Raw genomic sequence first — 16,350 nt, 5'->3', positions numbered from 1 at the left:
CGACGTTCCGGCATTCCTGAGGTCCGCCTGGCCCGGAAGCCCTGGCCCCACTATTTTTCGTCTTTTTTGGGTGGCGCTTAACCCCGTTCATCCCCGCCGTTCGTTTCACTCAGCACCAACACTTTGATGGAGCTGCCATGAAATCCGGTTCATTCATTCTTCCCGCTCTGGCTGCACTGCTGGCGCTGGCCAGCCTGCCGGCCCAGGCCATTGGCCGCCTGGCCGATATCACCATCGTCGACCGCGAAACCGGCGCCACGCTGCCCGTGCATTACGCCAAAGGCGAATACTGGGTGGCCGGCCGCCCTGGCGCGCGCTATGCCGTCACGGTGCACAACCGCCTGGGCGAGCGGGTGCTGGCCGTGCCCTCGGTGGATGGCGTGAATGTGCTCAGTGGCGAGACTGCCGCCTGGGACCAGCGCGGCTATGTGTTCTCTCCCTACGAGCGCTACCAGATCACCGGCTGGCGCAAGAGCAGCAGCGAGATCGCCGCCTTCGAGTTCTCCAGCGCAGGCAACTCCTATGCCGGCCGCACCGGCCGGCCGGCCAACGTGGGCGTGATCGGCGTGGCGCTGTTTCGCGAGCAGCCGCCCTTGCCCGCGCCACCCGTGATACAAGAGCCCTTGGGCCAGCGCCGCGACAGCAGCAGCAACAACAGCCTCGGGCGCCTGCGCGACGAGCCGGCGTCGCCCGCCGCCGCAGCTCCCGCTCCCGCCTCGGAAGCCGAGTCGTCCGCGCGCTCGCAGTCGGCGGGCAGCCTGGCGAAGGCGGCGCCTGCACCATCGCCCAAACTGGGCACGGCACATGGCCAGCGCGAGACCTCCGTGGTCACCCACACCACCTTCACGCGGCTGCAGGAGCAGCCCAATGAAGTCATCAGCATCCGCTACGACAGCCGCGAGAACCTGGTCGCCAGCGGCGTGATCCGCGAGCAGCCGGTGCGGCCACCGGTACCCCGCGCGTTTCCGCAGTCGGACAACGTGTCCTATGTGCCGGACCCGAAGTGATGGACGCTGGCGGAGTCTTGCAGACTTCGCCGGTGGATGAGGGCCCCGCATAATGCACAGGTGCCGCCCCTCCCATCACCCGACGACACCGACGAGACGCTGATGCTGCGCTATGCCGGGGGTGAGCTGGGCGCGTTCGACACGCTCTACAGCCGGCACGAGCTGGCGGTATGGCGGTTTGTGTTTCGCAGCGTGAAGGTCCAGGCGGTGGCCGACGACCTGCTGCAGGACGTCTGGTTTGCCGTGGCGCGCAATGCCGGCAGTTACGAGGTGAAGGCGAAATTCAGGACCTGGTTGTTCACCCTGGCGCACAACCGGCTGGTGGACCATCTGCGCACCGCCAAGCACCACGCCAGCCTGGACGCGAGCGACGATGACGAGCGCAGCCTGGTGAACACCCTGACGGCAGACTCTGGGTTCGGCCCGGTTCGGCAATTGCAGTCGCGCGAGCAGGCGGCGGCGCTGATCGCGGCGGTGGAGCAGCTGCCGTTCGAGCAGCGGCAGGCCTTTCTTCTGCAGGCCGAAGGTGACCTCGGTGTACAGGAGATTGCGCAGGCCACTGGCGTCAGTTTTGAAACCGCCAAGAGCCGCCTGCGCTATGCGCGGGCCAGCCTTCGCCAACAGCTACAGGAGTTTGCACCATGAGCGCGCGGGACGACGAGCTGACCCAGCGGTACCGCGAAGCCAGCGAACAGGAGGATGCCCGCCCCGGTGCCCATGTCCGCGCTGCCGTGCGTGCGCATGCGCAGATGCTGGCGGCAGCCCCGTTGCCCACCTCGCCCGCCGCCTCCAGCCCGGTTGCCGCCAACCAGTCGCACTGGAAGATCACGGCCCTGGCCACCGTGGCCGTGGTGGGCCTGACCGGCTTGCTGCTGCTGCAGTTCCAGCGCGGGACACCCGAAGAGCAGGAGATTGCCTACGGTCAGCGGCGTGCCGAAGCGCCTGCGCGCGCGCAGCCGTCTGCTGCCGCACCCCCTGCGCCTGCGCCGGCGGCAGAAGCGCCTTCGGCAGCCCCTGCAATCCCTGCCGCACCGGCGGTGCCGCAAGGCGGTGCCCGCGATGACGCCAGTTCATCGGCCAGGTCCATGGCGCAAAAGCCTGCTGCACCAGCACGGGGCCAGGCAGGTCCACTGGCCAAGTCGGCACCTGCACCGGGCATCCAGGAGGCCGAATCACCAACGGCTGCGGGCGCGGCCGGTGCGGTGTCGGGCTTCCCCGCATCGCCGCCTCTCGCGACCGACCGCTCGTCGGTGGCTGGATCTGCGGCTCCCGCGGTGCCTTCCGCTCCCTCCGCTCCACGCGGTGAAATGCGCGAGCGTTTCGCCGTGCAGGATGCCCCGGCTGCCGGGGCGGCAGTACCACCGCCCCCAGCGGCAGCAGCCGAAACTGCCCGCTCCGCCGCACCGGTTCAGGCACTGCCAGTCCCTAAGGCGGTACTCAGGCGTCAGGACAGCAGCGCGGCGGACAACAGCCTGGCTGTGGCCGCGCCCCGTGCCGACAGCGGGGGCAGCGCCGCGTTGCCCGACGACTTGCGGGAGGCGGCCCGCACGGGCCACGCGCTGCAGGTGGAAAGCCTCATCCGCCAGGGGGCACTCATCGACGCGCGCGACAGCGCTGGCAGAACGTCACTTATGCTTGCCGCCATGAACGGCCAAACCACCGCAGTCCAGAAACTCCTGGCCCTGGGTGCCAACCCGGCGCTGGTGGACCGCGAAGGCCTGGGCGCCGCGCAGCACGCCAGGCGACTGGGTTACACGCGCATCGCCGAGCTGATCGATGCCGCCTTGTGATGTGGGAGTAGGGCCCCTGCGGGCACCTCACTCCTTGCCATCTCAGCCCTTCAAGGCCGCAGCCACCGTGGTCGCCAGCGGCGTCGTGGCCCTGCCGATCAGCTGACTCAGCTGGTGGCCATCGTCGAACAGCGCACCCTTGGCCGCTGCGGCATCCGAGTCGGCGAGCAGTGCGGCAAAGCCTGCCGGCAGGCCCACCTGCACCAGGGCCGCCTGGTAGTCGGCCTCGGGCAGGTCCTTGTAGACCACGCTCTTGCCCGACTGGCGTGCGATCTCTGCAGCCAGGTCCGCCAGGGTGTAGGCACTGTCGCCCGCCAGCTCGTACACGCGGCCGGCCTGGCCGTCGGTGGCTAGCACCACGGCTGCGGCTTCGGCATAGTCCACGCGTGCCGCCGAGGCGATGCGGCCGTTGCCCGCGCTGCCCAGCACGGCGCCATGGGCCAGGGCGGCCGGCACGCTGGCCGTGTAGTTTTCGGTGTACCAGCCATTGCGCAACAGCACCACCGGCAGGCCCGAGGCGCGCAGCAAGGCTTCGGTCTCCACATGCTCGGCGGCCAGGCCCAGCAGGGAGCTGTTGGCACGCAGCACGCTGGTGTAGGCCAGCAGCTGCACGTTCGCACGCTTTGCCGCGTCGATCACCGCCTTGTGCTGCGCCGTGCGCTGGCCCACTTCGCTCGATGAGATCAGCAGCAGCTTGTCCACTCCCTGGAGGGCTGCATCCAGCGTGTCGGGCTGCCCGTAGTCGGCCTTGCGCACCTGAACGCCCAGGGCAGCGAGGTCCTGGGCTTTTTCGGGGCTGCGCACCGCCGCGACGATCTGCGCGGCGGGGATGGTCTTGAGCAGGGACTGGATGACGAGGCGGCCGAGCTGGCCGGTGGCTCCGGTGATGGCGATCATGGTGAAAAACCTTGGTTGAAAAAGACAGAGAAGGCAGAATAGTGGTGAAACTAACTTTTAGTAAGTACGTACATAAAGGTAAGTATCCCATGCCTTCAGTCCCTTCACCGACCCCCGCCGAGGCGGCATCACCGGACGGAATTGCCGAGCGGCTGCAGCGCGGCCAGCTGTTCGCGCCCGATTGCCCGTCGCGCGCGGTTCTGCAGCACGTGACCAGCCGCTGGGGCGTGCTGGTACTGGTGGCCTTGTTGGCCGGCACACACCGCTTCAGCGATCTGCGCCGCAAGGTGGGCGGCGTGAGCGAGAAGATGCTCGCTCAGACCCTGCAGTGGCTGGAGCACGATGGCTTTGTGCTGCGCGTGTCGCACCCGGTGGTGCCGCCCCATGTCGAATACAGCCTGACGCCCATGGGCACCGAGGTGGCGCGACAGGTCGAAGGGCTGGTGGACTGGATCGAAGGCAACCTGCACCGCATCATGGACAAGCACCGGGCGGATGCGGCAGGCGCTGCCGCGCAGCCTGCCGACCCACGCGCTGGATGGGTGTTCTCCGCAGCGCTGTAGACTGGCTTCGGTCCAGGGCGTGGGCCCCGGCTGAACGGAGATCTGTGGGATGAACCTGTCCATCGAACCGGTGGCGCCAGCGCATTTCGAGGGCCTGTGGCGCGCCCTCGACACGGTCGCGCGCGAGAAGCGCTTCCTAGCCTTCACCGAGGCTCCGCCCTGGGAGTCCTCGCGCGCCTTTTACGAGCACATCATCGCCAACGACCAGTGCCAGGTGGTGGCCGTGGCTGATGGCCAGGTCGTGGGTTGGTGCGACGTCCTGCCCGGCATGGGGCAGACGCGGGCGCATGTCGGTACGCTGGGCATAGGGCTCATTCCCGCTGCGCGGCACCGGGGCATTGGGGCGCAACTGATGCGCGCCGCCATCGACGGCGCCTGGGCCCGGGGGCTGACGCGCATCGAGCTGAGCGTGCGTGCCGACAACGCCAATGCCAAGGCCCTGTACGAACGCCTGGGCTTCGAGCTCGAGGGCGTCCGCCGCCGTTCGGTGCGCGTGGATGGGGACTACCATGACAGCCTGGCCATGGCACTGCTGCGAGACGACGCGTAGCGGGCGTTTTGCCCCACAGGCACCTTGCTGGAGCGTCCATGTACTCTGAAGATGAAGCGCAGATCCGGGCACTGATCGAGACCTGGATGGTGGCGACCCGTGCCGGCGACGTGGAGGCCGTGATGGGCCTGATGACCGACGACGTGGTCTTCCTCCTGCCCGGCAGGCCGCCCATGTCCCGGGCCGACTTCCAGGCGGCTGCCAAACTGCAGGCCGGCGATACCAGCCCCAGGATCGATGGTACGAGCGAGATCCAGGAAGTGCAGGTGGCCGGTGGCTGGGCCTTCGCCCGGTCGCACCTCAAGGTGACCATCACGCCGCCCGGCGGCGGTGCGCTCCCCATCGTGCGTGCGGGGCCTGTGCTCAGCGTGTTCCGCAAGGAGCAGGGGCGCTGGCTGTTGGCTCGGGATGCGAACATGCTGGTGGTGCAGGCGCCTTCCGCAGCCTGATGGGCCTGCCCGGCGCGTTCGGGCTGGATTGCTCCAGCCTGGGCGCCATTGTGCTCACCGGTACTTCTGCTCCAGCGCATCCCACTCGCTCTTCTTCACCAGCCGCTGCCGCTCTGCAAACGGCGCCACCAGGGCCGGGTCCTCGTCGATGCGTTTCGTGTCGCGCAGCACCGTCAGCGCCTTCTGCATACCCGCCACCGCACCTTGCAGCGCGGCGTTGGCATACAGCACGATGCCATAGCCCAGGTCGGCCAACTCGTCAGCGCTGAAGATGGGCGTCTTGCCGCCGATCACCATGTTCATGAGCTGGGGCCTGTCGGCCAGGCGCCGGGGAAGGGCGCGTATCTCCTCGGCCTTGGTCACGGCCTCCACGAACAGGATGTCGGCGCCTGCCTCGCCGAAGCGCTGGGCACGCTCCACGGCGGCTTCGAAGCCCTGGGTGGCGCAGGCGTCGGTGCGGGCCAGGATGAGGGTGTCGGGGTCGCGGCGGGCATCCACGGCCGCCTTGATCTTGCCCAGCATCTCGTCGGTACTGATCACCTCCTTGCCGTTGAAATGCCCGCAGCGCTTGGGGCTGACCTGGTCTTCGAGCTGGATGCAGTCGGCGCCCGCACGCTCCAGCGTGCGTACCGCGTGGTAGGTGTTGAGCGCGTTGCCGAAGCCGGTGTCAGCGTCCACGATCAGCGGCAGCTCCACCGCGTCGCGGATGCGCGTCGTGTGGTCGGCGATGTCGGTCAGGCCCATGAAGGCCTGGTCCGGCAGGCCGAACCACATATTCGTCACCCCGGCGCCGGTGACGTAGAGGGCTTCGAAGCCCAGGTCGGCGACCACGCGGGCCGACAGGGCGTTGAAGGCGCCGGGAACGAGGATGCCACGCCGGGATTCGGCCAGGGCTTTGAGGGTCTTGCGGGTGGACATGGTGGATGAATGAACGAAAGATCTTGAACAGGGCTTTTTGGGGCAGGGGGTCAGAAGGCGTCGCCGGGCACATGCACCCAGCCGCTCATGAGCACGCGGGCGCTGCGGCCCATTTGGGCCTTGGTCACCGTCCATTCGCCGTTGGATTGCCGGGTGGCTTCGGCGCCCACGCGCAGCGTGCCCGAGGGGTGGCCAAAGCGCACGGCGCTGCGCGGCCCGCCACCGGCGGCCCGATTCACCAACGTGCCCGGGATGGCGGCGGCGGTGGCGATGGCCACGGCAGCCGTGCCCATCATGGCGTGGTGCAGTTTGCCCATGGACAGGGCGCGCACCAGCAGGTCCACATCGGCGGCGGCCACGGCCTTGCCGCTCGATGCGGTGTAGCCGGCCGGCGGCGCGACGAAGGCCACCTTGGGCGTGTGCTGGCGCCGGGCGGCATCCTCTATCTGAGCGATAAGCCCCATGCGCACGGCGCCATGGGCGCGGATGGCCTCGAAGCGCGCGAGCGCGGCGGGGTCGCCGTTGATCGCATCCTGCAGCTCGGTGCCGGTGCAGCCAATGTCGGCGGCATTGACGAAGATGGTGGGGATGCCGGCGTTGATCAGGGTGGCGCGCAGCGTCCCCACGCCCGGCACGGCGAGCTCGTCCACGACGTTGCCGGTGGGGAACATGGCGCCGCCGGCACCGTCCTCGTCGGCCGCCGGGTCCATGAATTCGAGCTGCACCTCGGCTGCGGGAAAGGCCACGCCATCGAGCTCGAAATCGCCGGTCTCCTGCACGGCCCCGCCGGTGATAGGCACCTGCGCGATGATGGTCTTGCCGATGTTGGCCTGCCAGATGCGCACCGTGGCGATGCCATCGTGCGGCACGCGGGCGGAATCCACCAGCCCGTTGGCGATGGCGAATGGCCCCACGGCAGCCGACAGGTTGCCGCAGTTGCCGCTCCAGTCGACGAAGGCCGCGTCGATGGACACCTGGCCGAACAGGTAATCCACGTCGTGGCCGGGCCGCGTACTGGGCGCGAGGATCACCACTTTGCTGGTGCTCGACGTGGCGCCGCCCATGCCGTCGGTCTGCTTGCCATACGGGTCGGGGCTGCCGGCCACGCGCAGCAGCAGGGCGTCGCGCGCGGTGCCCGGTGCCTGGGCTGCGGCAGGCAGGTCCTGCAGGCGAAAGAACACGCCCTTGCTGGTGCCGCCGCGCATGTAGGTGGCGGGGATCTTGGTCTGGGGTGGGTGGGGCATGTCAGTCAACCGGTGGCAGGGAGGTGGAAGCAAGAAAGTCTTGCGCGAAGCGCTGTAGCACGCCGCCGGCCTCGTAGATCGAGACTTCCTCGGCGGTGTCCAGGCGGCAGGTCATCGGCACATCGATACGCTCGCCGCCCTTGCGGTGGACCACCAGCACGAGGTTGGCGCGCGGGCGGCGTTCGCCCACCACATCGTACGTCTCCGTGCCATCGAGGCCCAGGGTCAGGCGGCTGGTGCCGGGCTTGAACTCCAGCGGCAGCACGCCCATGCCGATCAGGTTGGTGCGGTGGATGCGCTCGAAACCCTCGGCCGCGATCGCCTCTACCCCCGCCAGGCGCACGCCCTTGGCCGCCCAGTCGCGCGACGAGCCCTGGCCGTAGTCGGCCCCGGCGATGATGATCAGCGGCTGACCTCGCTGCATGTAGGTCTCGATGCCCTCCCACATGCGCACCACCAGGCCTTCGGGCTCGATGCGGGTGAAGGATCCCTTCTTCACCCGGCCATCCACCACGGCCATCTCGTTGATCAGCTGCGGGTTGGCAAAGGTCGCGCGCTGGGCTGTGAGGTGGTCGCCGCGGTGCGTGGCGTAGGAGTTGAAATCCTCCTCGGGCAGGCCCATGCGGTGCAGGTATTCGCCGGCCGCGCTGTCCATCAGGATGGCGTTGGAGGGCGAGAGGTGGTCAGTCGTGATGTTGTCGGGCAGCATGGCCAGCGGGCGCAGTCCGGTGAGGGTGCGCTCGCCGGCCAGCGCGCCTTCCCAGTAGGGTGGGCGGCGGATGTAGGTGCTCTGTGGGCGCCAGTCGTACAGCGGGTTCACGGTTTCGCCGCTGTCCGCCTGCAGCCGGAACATGGGCTCGTACACGCGGTGGAAATGCTCGGGCTTGACGCTTCGGGCCACGACGGCATCGATCTCCTCATCGCTGGGCCAGATGTCCTGGAGCGTCACGGGGCGGCCTTCGGCGTCCGTGCCCAGCACGTCCTTTTCGATGTCGAAGCGCACCGTGCCCGCGATCGCATAGGCCACCACCAGCGGCGGCGGTGCGAGGAAGGCCTGTTTCGCATAGGGGTGGATGCGCCCGTCGAAATTGCGGTTGCCCGAGAGCACGGCCGTGGCGTACACGTCGCGCTCGATGATCTCCTGCTGGATGGCCGGGGCCAGCGCGCCCGACATGCCGTTGCAGGTGGTGCAGGCAAAGCCCACGATGCCGAAGCCGAGCTGCTCCAACTCGGCCAGCAGCCCGGCGTCTTCCAGGTACAGCTGCACGGCCTTGGAGCCAGGCGCGAGGGACGACTTGACCCAGGGCTTGCGCACCAGGCCTCGGGCATTGGCATTGCGCGCCAGCAGGCCGGCGGCGATCACGTTGCGCGGGTTGCTGGTGTTGGTGCAGCTGGTAATGGCGGCGATGATGACCGCGCCGTCGGGCATCTGCCCAGGCGTTTTTGTCCACGGCGCGGCAATGCCGCGTGCTGCCAGCTCGCTGGTGGGCAGGCGCTTGTGCGGGTTGGAGGGGCCGGCCATGTTGCGCACCACGCTGGACAGGTCGAACGAGAGCACGCGCTCGTACTCGGCAGTGGCCAGGGCATCGGCCCACAGGCCGGTTTCCCTGGCGTAGGTTTCAACCAGCCGCACCTGCTCGGCTTCGCGGCCCGTGAGGCGCAGGTAGGCGATGGTCTGCTCGTCGATATAGAACATAGCCGCCGTGGCGCCGAACTCGGGCGTCATGTTGGAGATGGTGGCGCGGTCGCCCAGCGTGAGCGCCGATGCACCAGCGCCGAAGAACTCCAGGTACGCGCCCACCACCTTGCGCTGTCGCAGGAACTCGGTGAGGGCCAGCACGGTGTCGGTGGCGGTGATGCCGGGCTGCGGCCGGCCGCTCAGTTCCACTCCGATGATGTCGGGCAGGCGCATCCACGAGGCGCGGCCCAGCATCACGCTCTCGGCCTCCAGCCCGCCCACGCCGATGGCAATGACGCCGAGCGCATCCACGTGCGGGGTGTGGCTGTCGGTGCCCACCAGCGTGTCGGGGTAGGCCACGCCGCCCTGGGTGTGCACCACGGGCGACATGCGCTCCAGGTTGATCTGGTGCATGATGCCGTTGCCCGGTGGGATCACCTCGACGTTCTTGAACGCCTTCTTCGTCCACTCGATGAAGTGAAAGCGGTCCTCGTTGCGCCGGTCTTCGATGGCGCGGTTCTTGGCAAAGGCCTCGGGGTCGTCCCCGCCAAATTCCACGGCCAGCGAATGGTCCACGATGAGCTGGGTGGGCACCACCGGGTTCACCTGGGCCGGGTCGCCGCCCCTTTCGGCAATCGCATCGCGCAGGCCGGCCAGGTCCACCAGCGCCGTCTGGCCCAGGATGTCATGGCACACCACGCGCGCCGGAAACCACGGAAAGTCCAGGTCGCGCCGGCGCTCGATCAGCTGGCGCAGCGATGCGTCCAGCGTGGCCGGGTCGCAGCGGCGCACCAGGTTCTCGGCATGCACACGCGAGGTGTAGGGCAGGCGCGCCCAGGCGCCGGGCTCCAGGGCATCGACGGCCTCGCGGGCGTCGAAATAATCCAGCGCAGTGCCGGGGAGATTCTTGCGGAAATTGATGTTCATGGACGTGGGGCGGGGCGGACTTGGCGCGAATTCAGAGTGGCTAATAAAACTCAGCGAAGCGGTTCTGGCTAGGCGCTGAGCCGCAGGCAGTACGTTAGTACGACAAGGCGCAGCAACAACGCCAGAAGAGTTTTGTTAGCCACTCCTACTTGCGCTCGCCGATGGGGACGAAGGCCAGGTCTTCGGGCCCCGTGTAGTGGGCGCTCGGGCGGATGATCTTGTTGTCGATGCGCTGCTCGATGATGTGCGCCGCCCAGCCGCTGGTGCGCGCAATGACGAACAGCGGCGTGAACATGGCGGTGGGCACGCCCATCATGTGGTAGCTCACGGCGCTGAACCAGTCGAGGTTGGGGAACATCTTCTTGGCCTCCCACATCACTGTCTCCAGCCGCTCTGCGATGTCGAACATCTTGGTCGTGCCGGCATCCAGCGAAAGCTGGCGCGCCACGCGCTTGATGACCTCGTTGCGCGGGTCGCTCACGGTGTAGACCGGGTGGCCGAAGCCGATCACCACCTCCTTGGCCTCCACGCGGCGGCGGATGTCGGCCTCGGCCTCGTCGGCGTTGTCGTAGCGTTTCTGGATCTCGAAGGCCACTTCATTGGCGCCGCCATGCTTGGGCCCGCGCAGCGCGCCGATGGCGCCGGTGATGCACGAGTACATGTCGCTGCCCGTGCCGGCGACCACGCGCGCGGTGAAGGTGGAGGCGTTGAACTCATGCTCGGCATACAGGTTCAGCGAGGTGTGCATGGCGCGCTCCCACGCGCCCGATGGTTTCTTGCCATGCAGCAGGTGCAGGAAGTGCGCGCCGATGGAGTCGTCGTCCGTCTCCACCTCGATGCGCTTGCCCTGGGTGGACCAGTGGTACCAGTACAGCAGCATGGAGCTGAGCGATGCCATCAGCCGGTCCGCAATGTCGCGCGCGCCGGGCGTGTGGTGCCCGTCCTTCTCGGGCAGTACGCAGCCCAGGGCGGACACACCCGTGCGCATCACGTCCATGGGGTGGCTGCTGGCGGGCAACTGCTCCAGCGCCTCTTTCACGTTGGCCGGCAGGCCGCGCAGGGATTTGAGGCGCCCCTTGTAGCCGCGCAACTCGGCCGTGTTGGGCAGCTTGCCGTGCACCAGCAGGTGGGCGATTTCCTCGAACTCGCAGACATCGGCGATGTCTAGGATGTCGTAGCCGCGGTAGTGCAGGTCGTTGCCCGTGCGGCCCACGGTGCACAGCGCCGTGTTGCCGGCGGTCACGCCCGAGAGGGCGACGGATTTCTTGGGCTTGAAGCCGGTGGCGAAGGTGTCGCTCATGGGGGCGGTCTCCTGTTGCGAAACGGTGGAGGAAAAATGCATGAGCTGGTGCAGGGCGCTGGTTTGTTGCATGATTCGCAATGTACGCAAGCTCTTATCCCGCGTACAGGGCTGAATTGGCAAATAATTGCGAAGATAAAATGGATATTTTGCGAATGTTGCGAATGATTTTTGCAGCGGTGGCCTCGACATGAAGAAGACCTTCATGGGCGTGCGCCTGCGCCGCCTGCGCGAAGAACGCGGCATGACCCAGATCGCATTGGCGCGGGCGCTCGACCTGTCGGCCAGCTACCTCAACCAGCTCGAGCAGAACCAGCGCCCGCTCACGGTGCCGGTGCTGCTCAAGATCAATGCCGTGTTCGGCGTGGACGTGCAGCGCTTTTCCGACGACGACGAGGCGCGGCTGATCACCGGGTTGCGCGAGGTGCTGGCGGACACGCCCTCCGAGCCGGGCATGGAGGACCAGGCCGTGTCCCTGGCCGAGATCCGCGAACTGGCCTCGGGCATGCCTGCCGTGGCGCGCACCCTGCTGGCCTTGCACCGGCGCCACCGCCAGGCGCTGGAGCGGCTCGATGCCCTGGGCGCCCAGTGGGGCGACGGCCGCAGTGGAGCGCTGGCCAGCGCCGGCCACCAGCCCATGGCCTACGAGGAGGTGCGCGACTTCTTCTTTGCCCGCCACAACCACATCGCCGAGCTCGACGACGCGGCCGAGCGGCTGGCGGCCGACTGGGCGCTGCAGCCCGGCCGGGCCGACGAAGGGCTGGCGCGCCGTCTGCAATCGGCCCACGGCGTGCACGTGGCCATGGCGGCCGAGCTGCCGGGCGGGGCCCAGCGCCACTACGACCCCCAGAGCGGTGTTCTGCAACTGGCCCAGGGGCTCGAAGCCGGTCAGCGCGCCTTCCAGATGGCGACGCAACTGGCCTTCCTGGAGATGGGCCCCGAACTGCGTCGCCTGGCCGATACGGCCGGCCTCTCGGGTGACCAGGCGCGGGCTTTGGCACGCATCGGCCTGGCCAACTACTTCGCGGGCGCCTTGCTGCTGCCCTACACCGCCTTCCTGCAGGCGGCCGAGGCGGTGCGCTACGACATCGACCGGCTGGGCCACCTTTTTGGGGTGGGCTTCGAGACGGTGTGCCACCGCCTGTCCACGCTGCAGCGGCCCAGTGCGCGGGGGGTGCCCTTTTTCTTCATCCGGGTGGACCGGGCGGGCAACATTTCCAAGCGCCAGTCGGCCACGCACTTTCACTTCAGCAAGATCGGCGGCACCTGTCCGCTGTGGAACGTGTACGAGGCCTTTGCCCAGCCGGGGCGCATCGTGTCGCAACTGGCGCGCATGCCCGACGGCCGGGCCTACCTGTGGGTGGCGCGCACCGTCACGCGCGGCGGCGGCGGGGCAGGGGGCTGGGGCGCGCCGGGCAAGGAGTTCTCGGTGGCGCTGGGCTGCGATGTGCGCCATGCCGCGCAGCTCGTGTACTCGCGCGGCCTGAACCTGGCCGACCCCGATGCGGCCGTGCCCATCGGCATGGGCTGCAAGGTCTGCGAGCGCGAGGCCTGCCCGCAGCGCGCTTTTCCGCCCATCGGCCGGGTGCTGGATGTGAATGAGAATCGCAGCCGGTTTGCGCCCTACCCGGTGGCGGCGGTGCAGCGTGTGCAGGCAAACATGCCCCCGGGTGTTGCATAAACGGTACGGCAAAAACAGCGGTGCTGTTACAAGATGTGGACCCTTGCATGCCGGATGGGTGGCTGAATCCCGCTATCCTCAAGGGCTGTTGCGGCAGTGCCCTGGTACGCCGTGTGCAACTCTGTCTGGCTTTCGCTGACTCCCTGCTCTGAATGGCTTTGCTACCCCTCAACGGCTTCTACCGGCATTGGTTGCCTGGCCTGGGCGTGGCTGCGGCCGGCTTGCTGCTGAGCTTTGGCCTGGCGCGGCAGCAGGCCGATGCCACCGATGCCGTGGCCAAGGCGCGCCTTACGCAGGAGACACGGCTGTTCACCGACGCGCTGGTCCAGCGCATTGCCACGCACACCGAAATCGTGCATGGCCTGCGCGGGCTGTTTTCTGCCAACCCCAAGCTCACGCGGGCCGAGTTCGAGCAGGTGGCCAGCGAGCTCGACATCTCCGAGCGCTACCCGGGCGTGCGCAACCTGTCGTTCACACGCAGGGTGGCACTGGCCGAGAAAGCCGACTACGAAGCCCGTGTACGGGCCGACACCTCGATCAACCCCGCCGGCTATCCCGAATTTTCGATCCGCCCGCCCGGCGAGCGCCCCGAATACTTCGTGGCCGAGTACCTGTGGCCCATGCGCGGCAACGAGGCCGTGCTGGGCCTCGACATCAGTGCCCAGCCCACCAACCTGGCGTCCATGCAGTACAGCCGCGACAGCGGCCACACCGTGGCCTCGGCCCCGTTCGACCTGGTGCAGGAGCGGACGCACCGCACGGCCTTCGTGATCCGCGTGCCGGTGTTCGACCGTTCGGGTGTGACCGATCTCAAGCCGCAGGTGTTCATCGGGGCGGTGGCCGCCACCATCCGGGTCTATGACCTGGTGCGCTTCATGCGCGGCGAGGGCCTGCTCAACGGCATAGCGGTTTCCATCACCGACCAGGGGCCCTCCCGCCCCGGTGCCACCGACACCACAGTGCGCGTGCTGCTGCCGCCCACCGCGCAGGCCCTGCCGGGCTCGGTGCCCTATGAGCGGGACATCCTGGTGCACGACCGGCGCTGGCGCCTGAGCTTCATGCCCACGCAATCCCTGCTGTCGCTCTCCGAGCGCAGCCTGCCCTGGGCGGCAGGGGCTTCCGGGGCCCTGGTGTCGTTGCTGCTGGCGGCACTGGTCACGCTGCTGGCGCGCCAGCGCACGCAGGCCCTTGCGCGCGCGCAGGTGTCCGACGAGGCCCGGCGCGAAAGTGAAGACCGCTTTCGCGCCCTGTTCAACCAGGCCGCCGTGGGCGTGGCGCAGATCGATACCCAGAGCGGGCGCATCGTGCGCATCAACCAGAAATACTGCGACATCCTGGGCTACTCGGTGCCGGAGATGCGTGCGCTCGATTTCCGGGCCATCAGCCAGCCCGGGGACCTGGCGGTCGATCTGGCCCAGATGGAGCGCCTCAAGTCCGGCGAGATCCACGAGTTCCGCATGGAAAAGCGGTACTTCCACAAGAACGGCTCCGAGATCTGGGTGGACCTGACGGTTTCGCCCATGTGGACGCCGGGCACTGCACCCGACTTCCACATGGCGGTGGTGCAGAACATCAGCGAGCGCAAGCGCATGGAGCACACGCTGCGCGGCAACGAGGCCCACCTGCGTGGCATTCTGCAGCGCCTGCCCATGGGGCTGTGCCTGGTGCAAAAGGACGGCACCATCTCGTTTCGCAACGAGCGCTTCCTGCAGATCTGCGGCTATACCGCCCAGGACGTGCCCAATGTGGACGTGTGGTGGCAAAAGACCTACCCCGACCCCGAAGAGCGCGAGGTGATGCGCAATGCCTGGCGCGAGGAGCGCCAGCGTGCGGACGACAGCGACGGCATCATCGCCGCCGCCGAATACCACTTCCTGTGCCGCGACGGCGTGGTGCGCCCGGTGGAGGTGGCCGGCGTGCGCATCGGGGAGGACCACCTCGTCACCCTGCAGGACCTGAGCCAGCGCAAGGCGGCCGAGCATGAAATCAAGAACCTGGCCTACTACGACCCGCTGACCCAACTGCCCAACCGCCGTCTGCTGATCGACCGGCTGCAGCAGGCACTGGCCACCAGCGCACGCCACCAGAGCCACGGTGCGCTGCTGCTGCTCGACCTCGACAACTTCAAGACCCTCAATGAGACCCAGGGCCACGACAAGGGCGACACCCTGCTGCTGCAGGTGGCCAACCGCCTGCGCGCCTGCGTGCACGAAGACGACACCGTGGCGCGCCAGGGCGGCGACGAGTTCGTGGTGCTGCTCGAAGACCTGGGCGCCACGCCCGAGGAAGCGGCGGCGCGCTGCGAGGAGGCCGGCCAGCGCATTCTGGCCGTGCTGCGCGAACCTTACGCCATTGGCGCCGAGGCGCACCACAGCTCGCTGAGCATGGGCGTGACCCTGTTCAGCGGCGTGCGCGAGACCGTGGACGAACTGCTGCGCCGCGCCGACCTGGCCATGTACCAGGCCAAGTCGGCAGGCCGCGACACGCTGCGCTTTTACGACCCCCAGATGCAGGCCGCCGTGAGCGCCCGCGCGGCCATGGAGCTGGACATGCGCGTGGGGATGGCCCAGGGCCAGTTCGAGCTGTACTACCAGGCGCAGATCGACCAGGGCCGCATCACCGGTGCCGAGGCGCTGCTGCGCTGGCGCCACCCGCGCGACGGTTTCGTCTCGCCGGCGCAGTTCATTCCGCTGGCCGAGGAGAACGGCCTGATCCTGCCGCTGGGCGAATGGGTGCTGCAGGTGGCCTGCCAGCGCCTGGCCCGCTGGGCGTTGGAGCCCGCCCTGGCGGGCCTGGGCCTGGCCGTGAACGTGAGCCCGCGGCAATTCCACCAGAGTGGCTTCGTGGCCCAGGTGCTGGCCGCGCTGGCAGGGTCGGGTGCCGACGGCAACCGCCTCAAGCTGGAGATGACCGAGGGCCTGCTGCTCTCGGACGTGGAAGACACCATCGCCAAGATGGGCCAGCTCAAGGCCTATGGGGTCGGGTTTTCGCTGGACGACTTCGGCACCGGGTACTCGTCGCTGTCCTACCTCAAGCGCCTGCCGCTGGACCAGCTCAAGATCGACCAGAGCTTCGTGCGCGACGTGCTCACCGACCCCAACGACGCGGCCATCGCCCGCACCGTGGTGGCGCTGGGCACCAGCCTGGGCCTGCGCGTGATCGCCGAAGGCGTGGAAACCGAGGCCCAGCGCGAATTCCTGGCACGCAACAACTGCCATGCCTGGCAGGGTTATCTGCTCAGCCCTCCTTTGCAGGTGGCCGAGTTCGAGGAACTGGTGCGCCGGCACAATGCCCCGGGCCTGCAGTCGGCATGAGCTTGCCACCGGCTGCACAAGCCCTTCGCACC

Annotated in this window: 13 protein-coding genes; 8 read left to right on the top strand and 5 right to left on the bottom strand. The window is 68.2% G+C overall.

Annotation, left to right across the window (positions count from 1 at the left end; genetic code table 11):
- Positions 1-137 precede the first annotated feature (137 nt).
- The 3 genes from QYL93_RS24560 to QYL93_RS24550 are packed head-to-tail and all read left to right on the top strand — an operon-like array spanning position 138 to position 2,797.
- Positions 138-1,007: a hypothetical protein gene (locus QYL93_RS24560; protein ID WP_305746117.1), complete on the top strand. Its 870-nt coding sequence runs from the start codon at positions 138-140 to the stop codon at positions 1,005-1,007.
- Positions 1,008-1,043: 36 nt separating this feature from the next.
- Entirely contained in the window at positions 1,044-1,652 is a 609-nt protein-coding gene (locus tag QYL93_RS24555) for a sigma-70 family RNA polymerase sigma factor (RefSeq protein WP_305746116.1), read from the top strand.
- Entirely contained in the window at positions 1,649-2,797 is a 1,149-nt protein-coding gene (locus tag QYL93_RS24550; RefSeq protein WP_305746115.1) for an ankyrin repeat domain-containing protein, read from the top strand. Before QYL93_RS24555 ends, QYL93_RS24550 begins: the two co-directional genes overlap by 4 nt.
- A gap of 42 nt (positions 2,798-2,839) precedes the next feature.
- Here the strand turns inward: QYL93_RS24550 and QYL93_RS24545 are convergent, their stop codons facing one another.
- Positions 2,840-3,694, bottom strand: a complete 855-nt coding sequence (locus QYL93_RS24545) for an SDR family oxidoreductase (protein WP_305746114.1) — start codon at positions 3,692-3,694, stop codon at positions 2,840-2,842.
- An 89-nt stretch (positions 3,695-3,783) separates the two neighbouring features.
- On the opposite strand from QYL93_RS24545, the gene QYL93_RS24540 reads away from it, so the two are divergent.
- The 3 genes from QYL93_RS24540 to QYL93_RS24530 are packed head-to-tail and all read left to right on the top strand — an operon-like array spanning position 3,784 to position 5,256.
- Positions 3,784-4,257, top strand: coding sequence for a helix-turn-helix domain-containing protein (locus QYL93_RS24540; RefSeq protein ID WP_305746113.1), 474 nt, complete (start codon positions 3,784-3,786; stop codon positions 4,255-4,257).
- Between the two features lie 49 nt (positions 4,258-4,306).
- Positions 4,307-4,807 (top strand): GNAT family N-acetyltransferase, encoded by a 501-nt coding sequence (locus QYL93_RS24535; protein ID WP_305746112.1) that lies wholly within the window; start codon positions 4,307-4,309, stop codon positions 4,805-4,807.
- A gap of 38 nt (positions 4,808-4,845) precedes the next feature.
- A complete protein-coding gene (locus QYL93_RS24530) occupies positions 4,846-5,256 on the top strand; it encodes an SgcJ/EcaC family oxidoreductase (RefSeq protein ID WP_305746111.1) in 411 nt (136 codons plus the stop codon).
- A 54-nt stretch (positions 5,257-5,310) separates the two neighbouring features.
- On the opposite strand, the gene QYL93_RS24525 is transcribed toward QYL93_RS24530, so the two are convergent.
- The 4 genes from QYL93_RS24525 to prpC form a co-directional block, all read right to left on the bottom strand.
- Positions 5,311-6,174 (bottom strand): oxaloacetate decarboxylase, encoded by an 864-nt coding sequence (locus tag QYL93_RS24525; protein WP_305746110.1) that lies wholly within the window; start codon positions 6,172-6,174, stop codon positions 5,311-5,313.
- A gap of 50 nt (positions 6,175-6,224) precedes the next feature.
- Complete coding sequence (prpF, locus tag QYL93_RS24520) at positions 6,225-7,418, bottom strand: 2-methylaconitate cis-trans isomerase PrpF (RefSeq protein ID WP_305746109.1); 1,194 nt, start codon at positions 7,416-7,418, stop codon at positions 6,225-6,227.
- A gap of 1 nt (position 7,419) precedes the next feature.
- The gene (gene acnD, locus QYL93_RS24515) at positions 7,420-10,023 is read right to left on the bottom strand and encodes a Fe/S-dependent 2-methylisocitrate dehydratase AcnD (protein ID WP_305746108.1); all 2,604 of its coding nucleotides are present in this window, start codon (positions 10,021-10,023) and stop codon (positions 7,420-7,422) included.
- A 145-nt stretch (positions 10,024-10,168) separates the two neighbouring features.
- Positions 10,169-11,323, bottom strand: a complete 1,155-nt coding sequence (prpC, locus tag QYL93_RS24510; RefSeq protein ID WP_305746107.1) for a 2-methylcitrate synthase — start codon at positions 11,321-11,323, stop codon at positions 10,169-10,171.
- Between the two features lie 190 nt (positions 11,324-11,513).
- Between prpC and QYL93_RS24505 the strand changes: the two genes are divergently transcribed.
- Entirely contained in the window at positions 11,514-13,004 is a 1,491-nt protein-coding gene (locus QYL93_RS24505; RefSeq protein ID WP_305746106.1) for a short-chain fatty acyl-CoA regulator family protein, read from the top strand.
- Positions 13,005-13,156: 152 nt separating this feature from the next.
- Positions 13,157-16,318: an EAL domain-containing protein gene (locus QYL93_RS24500; protein ID WP_305746105.1), complete on the top strand. Its 3,162-nt coding sequence runs from the start codon at positions 13,157-13,159 to the stop codon at positions 16,316-16,318.
- Positions 16,319-16,350 lie beyond the last annotated feature (32 nt).

Origin of the sequence: Acidovorax sp. A1169, assembly GCF_030704685.1 — a bacterium.
In the GTDB taxonomy this organism is placed as follows: domain Bacteria; phylum Pseudomonadota; class Gammaproteobacteria; order Burkholderiales; family Burkholderiaceae_C; genus Acidovorax.
This window is presented reverse-complemented; position numbering and strand designations above follow the sequence as displayed.

Excerpts from the sequence above, each read along its gene's own strand:
- QYL93_RS24550 (WP_305746115.1), top strand. The coding sequence starts at position 1,649 with ATGAGCGCGCGGGACGACGAGCTGACCCAGCGGTACCGCGAAGCCAGC.
- QYL93_RS24560 (WP_305746117.1), top strand. The coding sequence starts at position 138 with ATGAAATCCGGTTCATTCATTCTTCCCGCTCTGGCTGCACTGCTGGCG.
- QYL93_RS24525 (WP_305746110.1), bottom strand. The coding sequence starts at position 6,174 with ATGTCCACCCGCAAGACCCTCAAAGCCCTGGCCGAATCCCGGCGTGGC.
- QYL93_RS24505 (WP_305746106.1), top strand. The coding sequence starts at position 11,514 with ATGAAGAAGACCTTCATGGGCGTGCGCCTGCGCCGCCTGCGCGAAGAA.
- QYL93_RS24530 (WP_305746111.1), top strand. The coding sequence starts at position 4,846 with ATGTACTCTGAAGATGAAGCGCAGATCCGGGCACTGATCGAGACCTGG.
- prpF (WP_305746109.1), bottom strand. The coding sequence starts at position 7,418 with ATGCCCCACCCACCCCAGACCAAGATCCCCGCCACCTACATGCGCGGC.
- QYL93_RS24500 (WP_305746105.1), top strand. The coding sequence starts at position 13,157 with ATGGCTTTGCTACCCCTCAACGGCTTCTACCGGCATTGGTTGCCTGGC.
- QYL93_RS24540 (WP_305746113.1), top strand. The coding sequence starts at position 3,784 with ATGCCTTCAGTCCCTTCACCGACCCCCGCCGAGGCGGCATCACCGGAC.
- QYL93_RS24535 (WP_305746112.1), top strand. The coding sequence starts at position 4,307 with ATGAACCTGTCCATCGAACCGGTGGCGCCAGCGCATTTCGAGGGCCTG.
- QYL93_RS24555 (WP_305746116.1), top strand. The coding sequence starts at position 1,044 with ATGAGGGCCCCGCATAATGCACAGGTGCCGCCCCTCCCATCACCCGAC.
- prpC (WP_305746107.1), bottom strand. The coding sequence starts at position 11,323 with ATGAGCGACACCTTCGCCACCGGCTTCAAGCCCAAGAAATCCGTCGCC.
- QYL93_RS24545 (WP_305746114.1), bottom strand. The coding sequence starts at position 3,694 with ATGATCGCCATCACCGGAGCCACCGGCCAGCTCGGCCGCCTCGTCATC.
- acnD (WP_305746108.1), bottom strand. The coding sequence starts at position 10,023 with ATGAACATCAATTTCCGCAAGAATCTCCCCGGCACTGCGCTGGATTAT.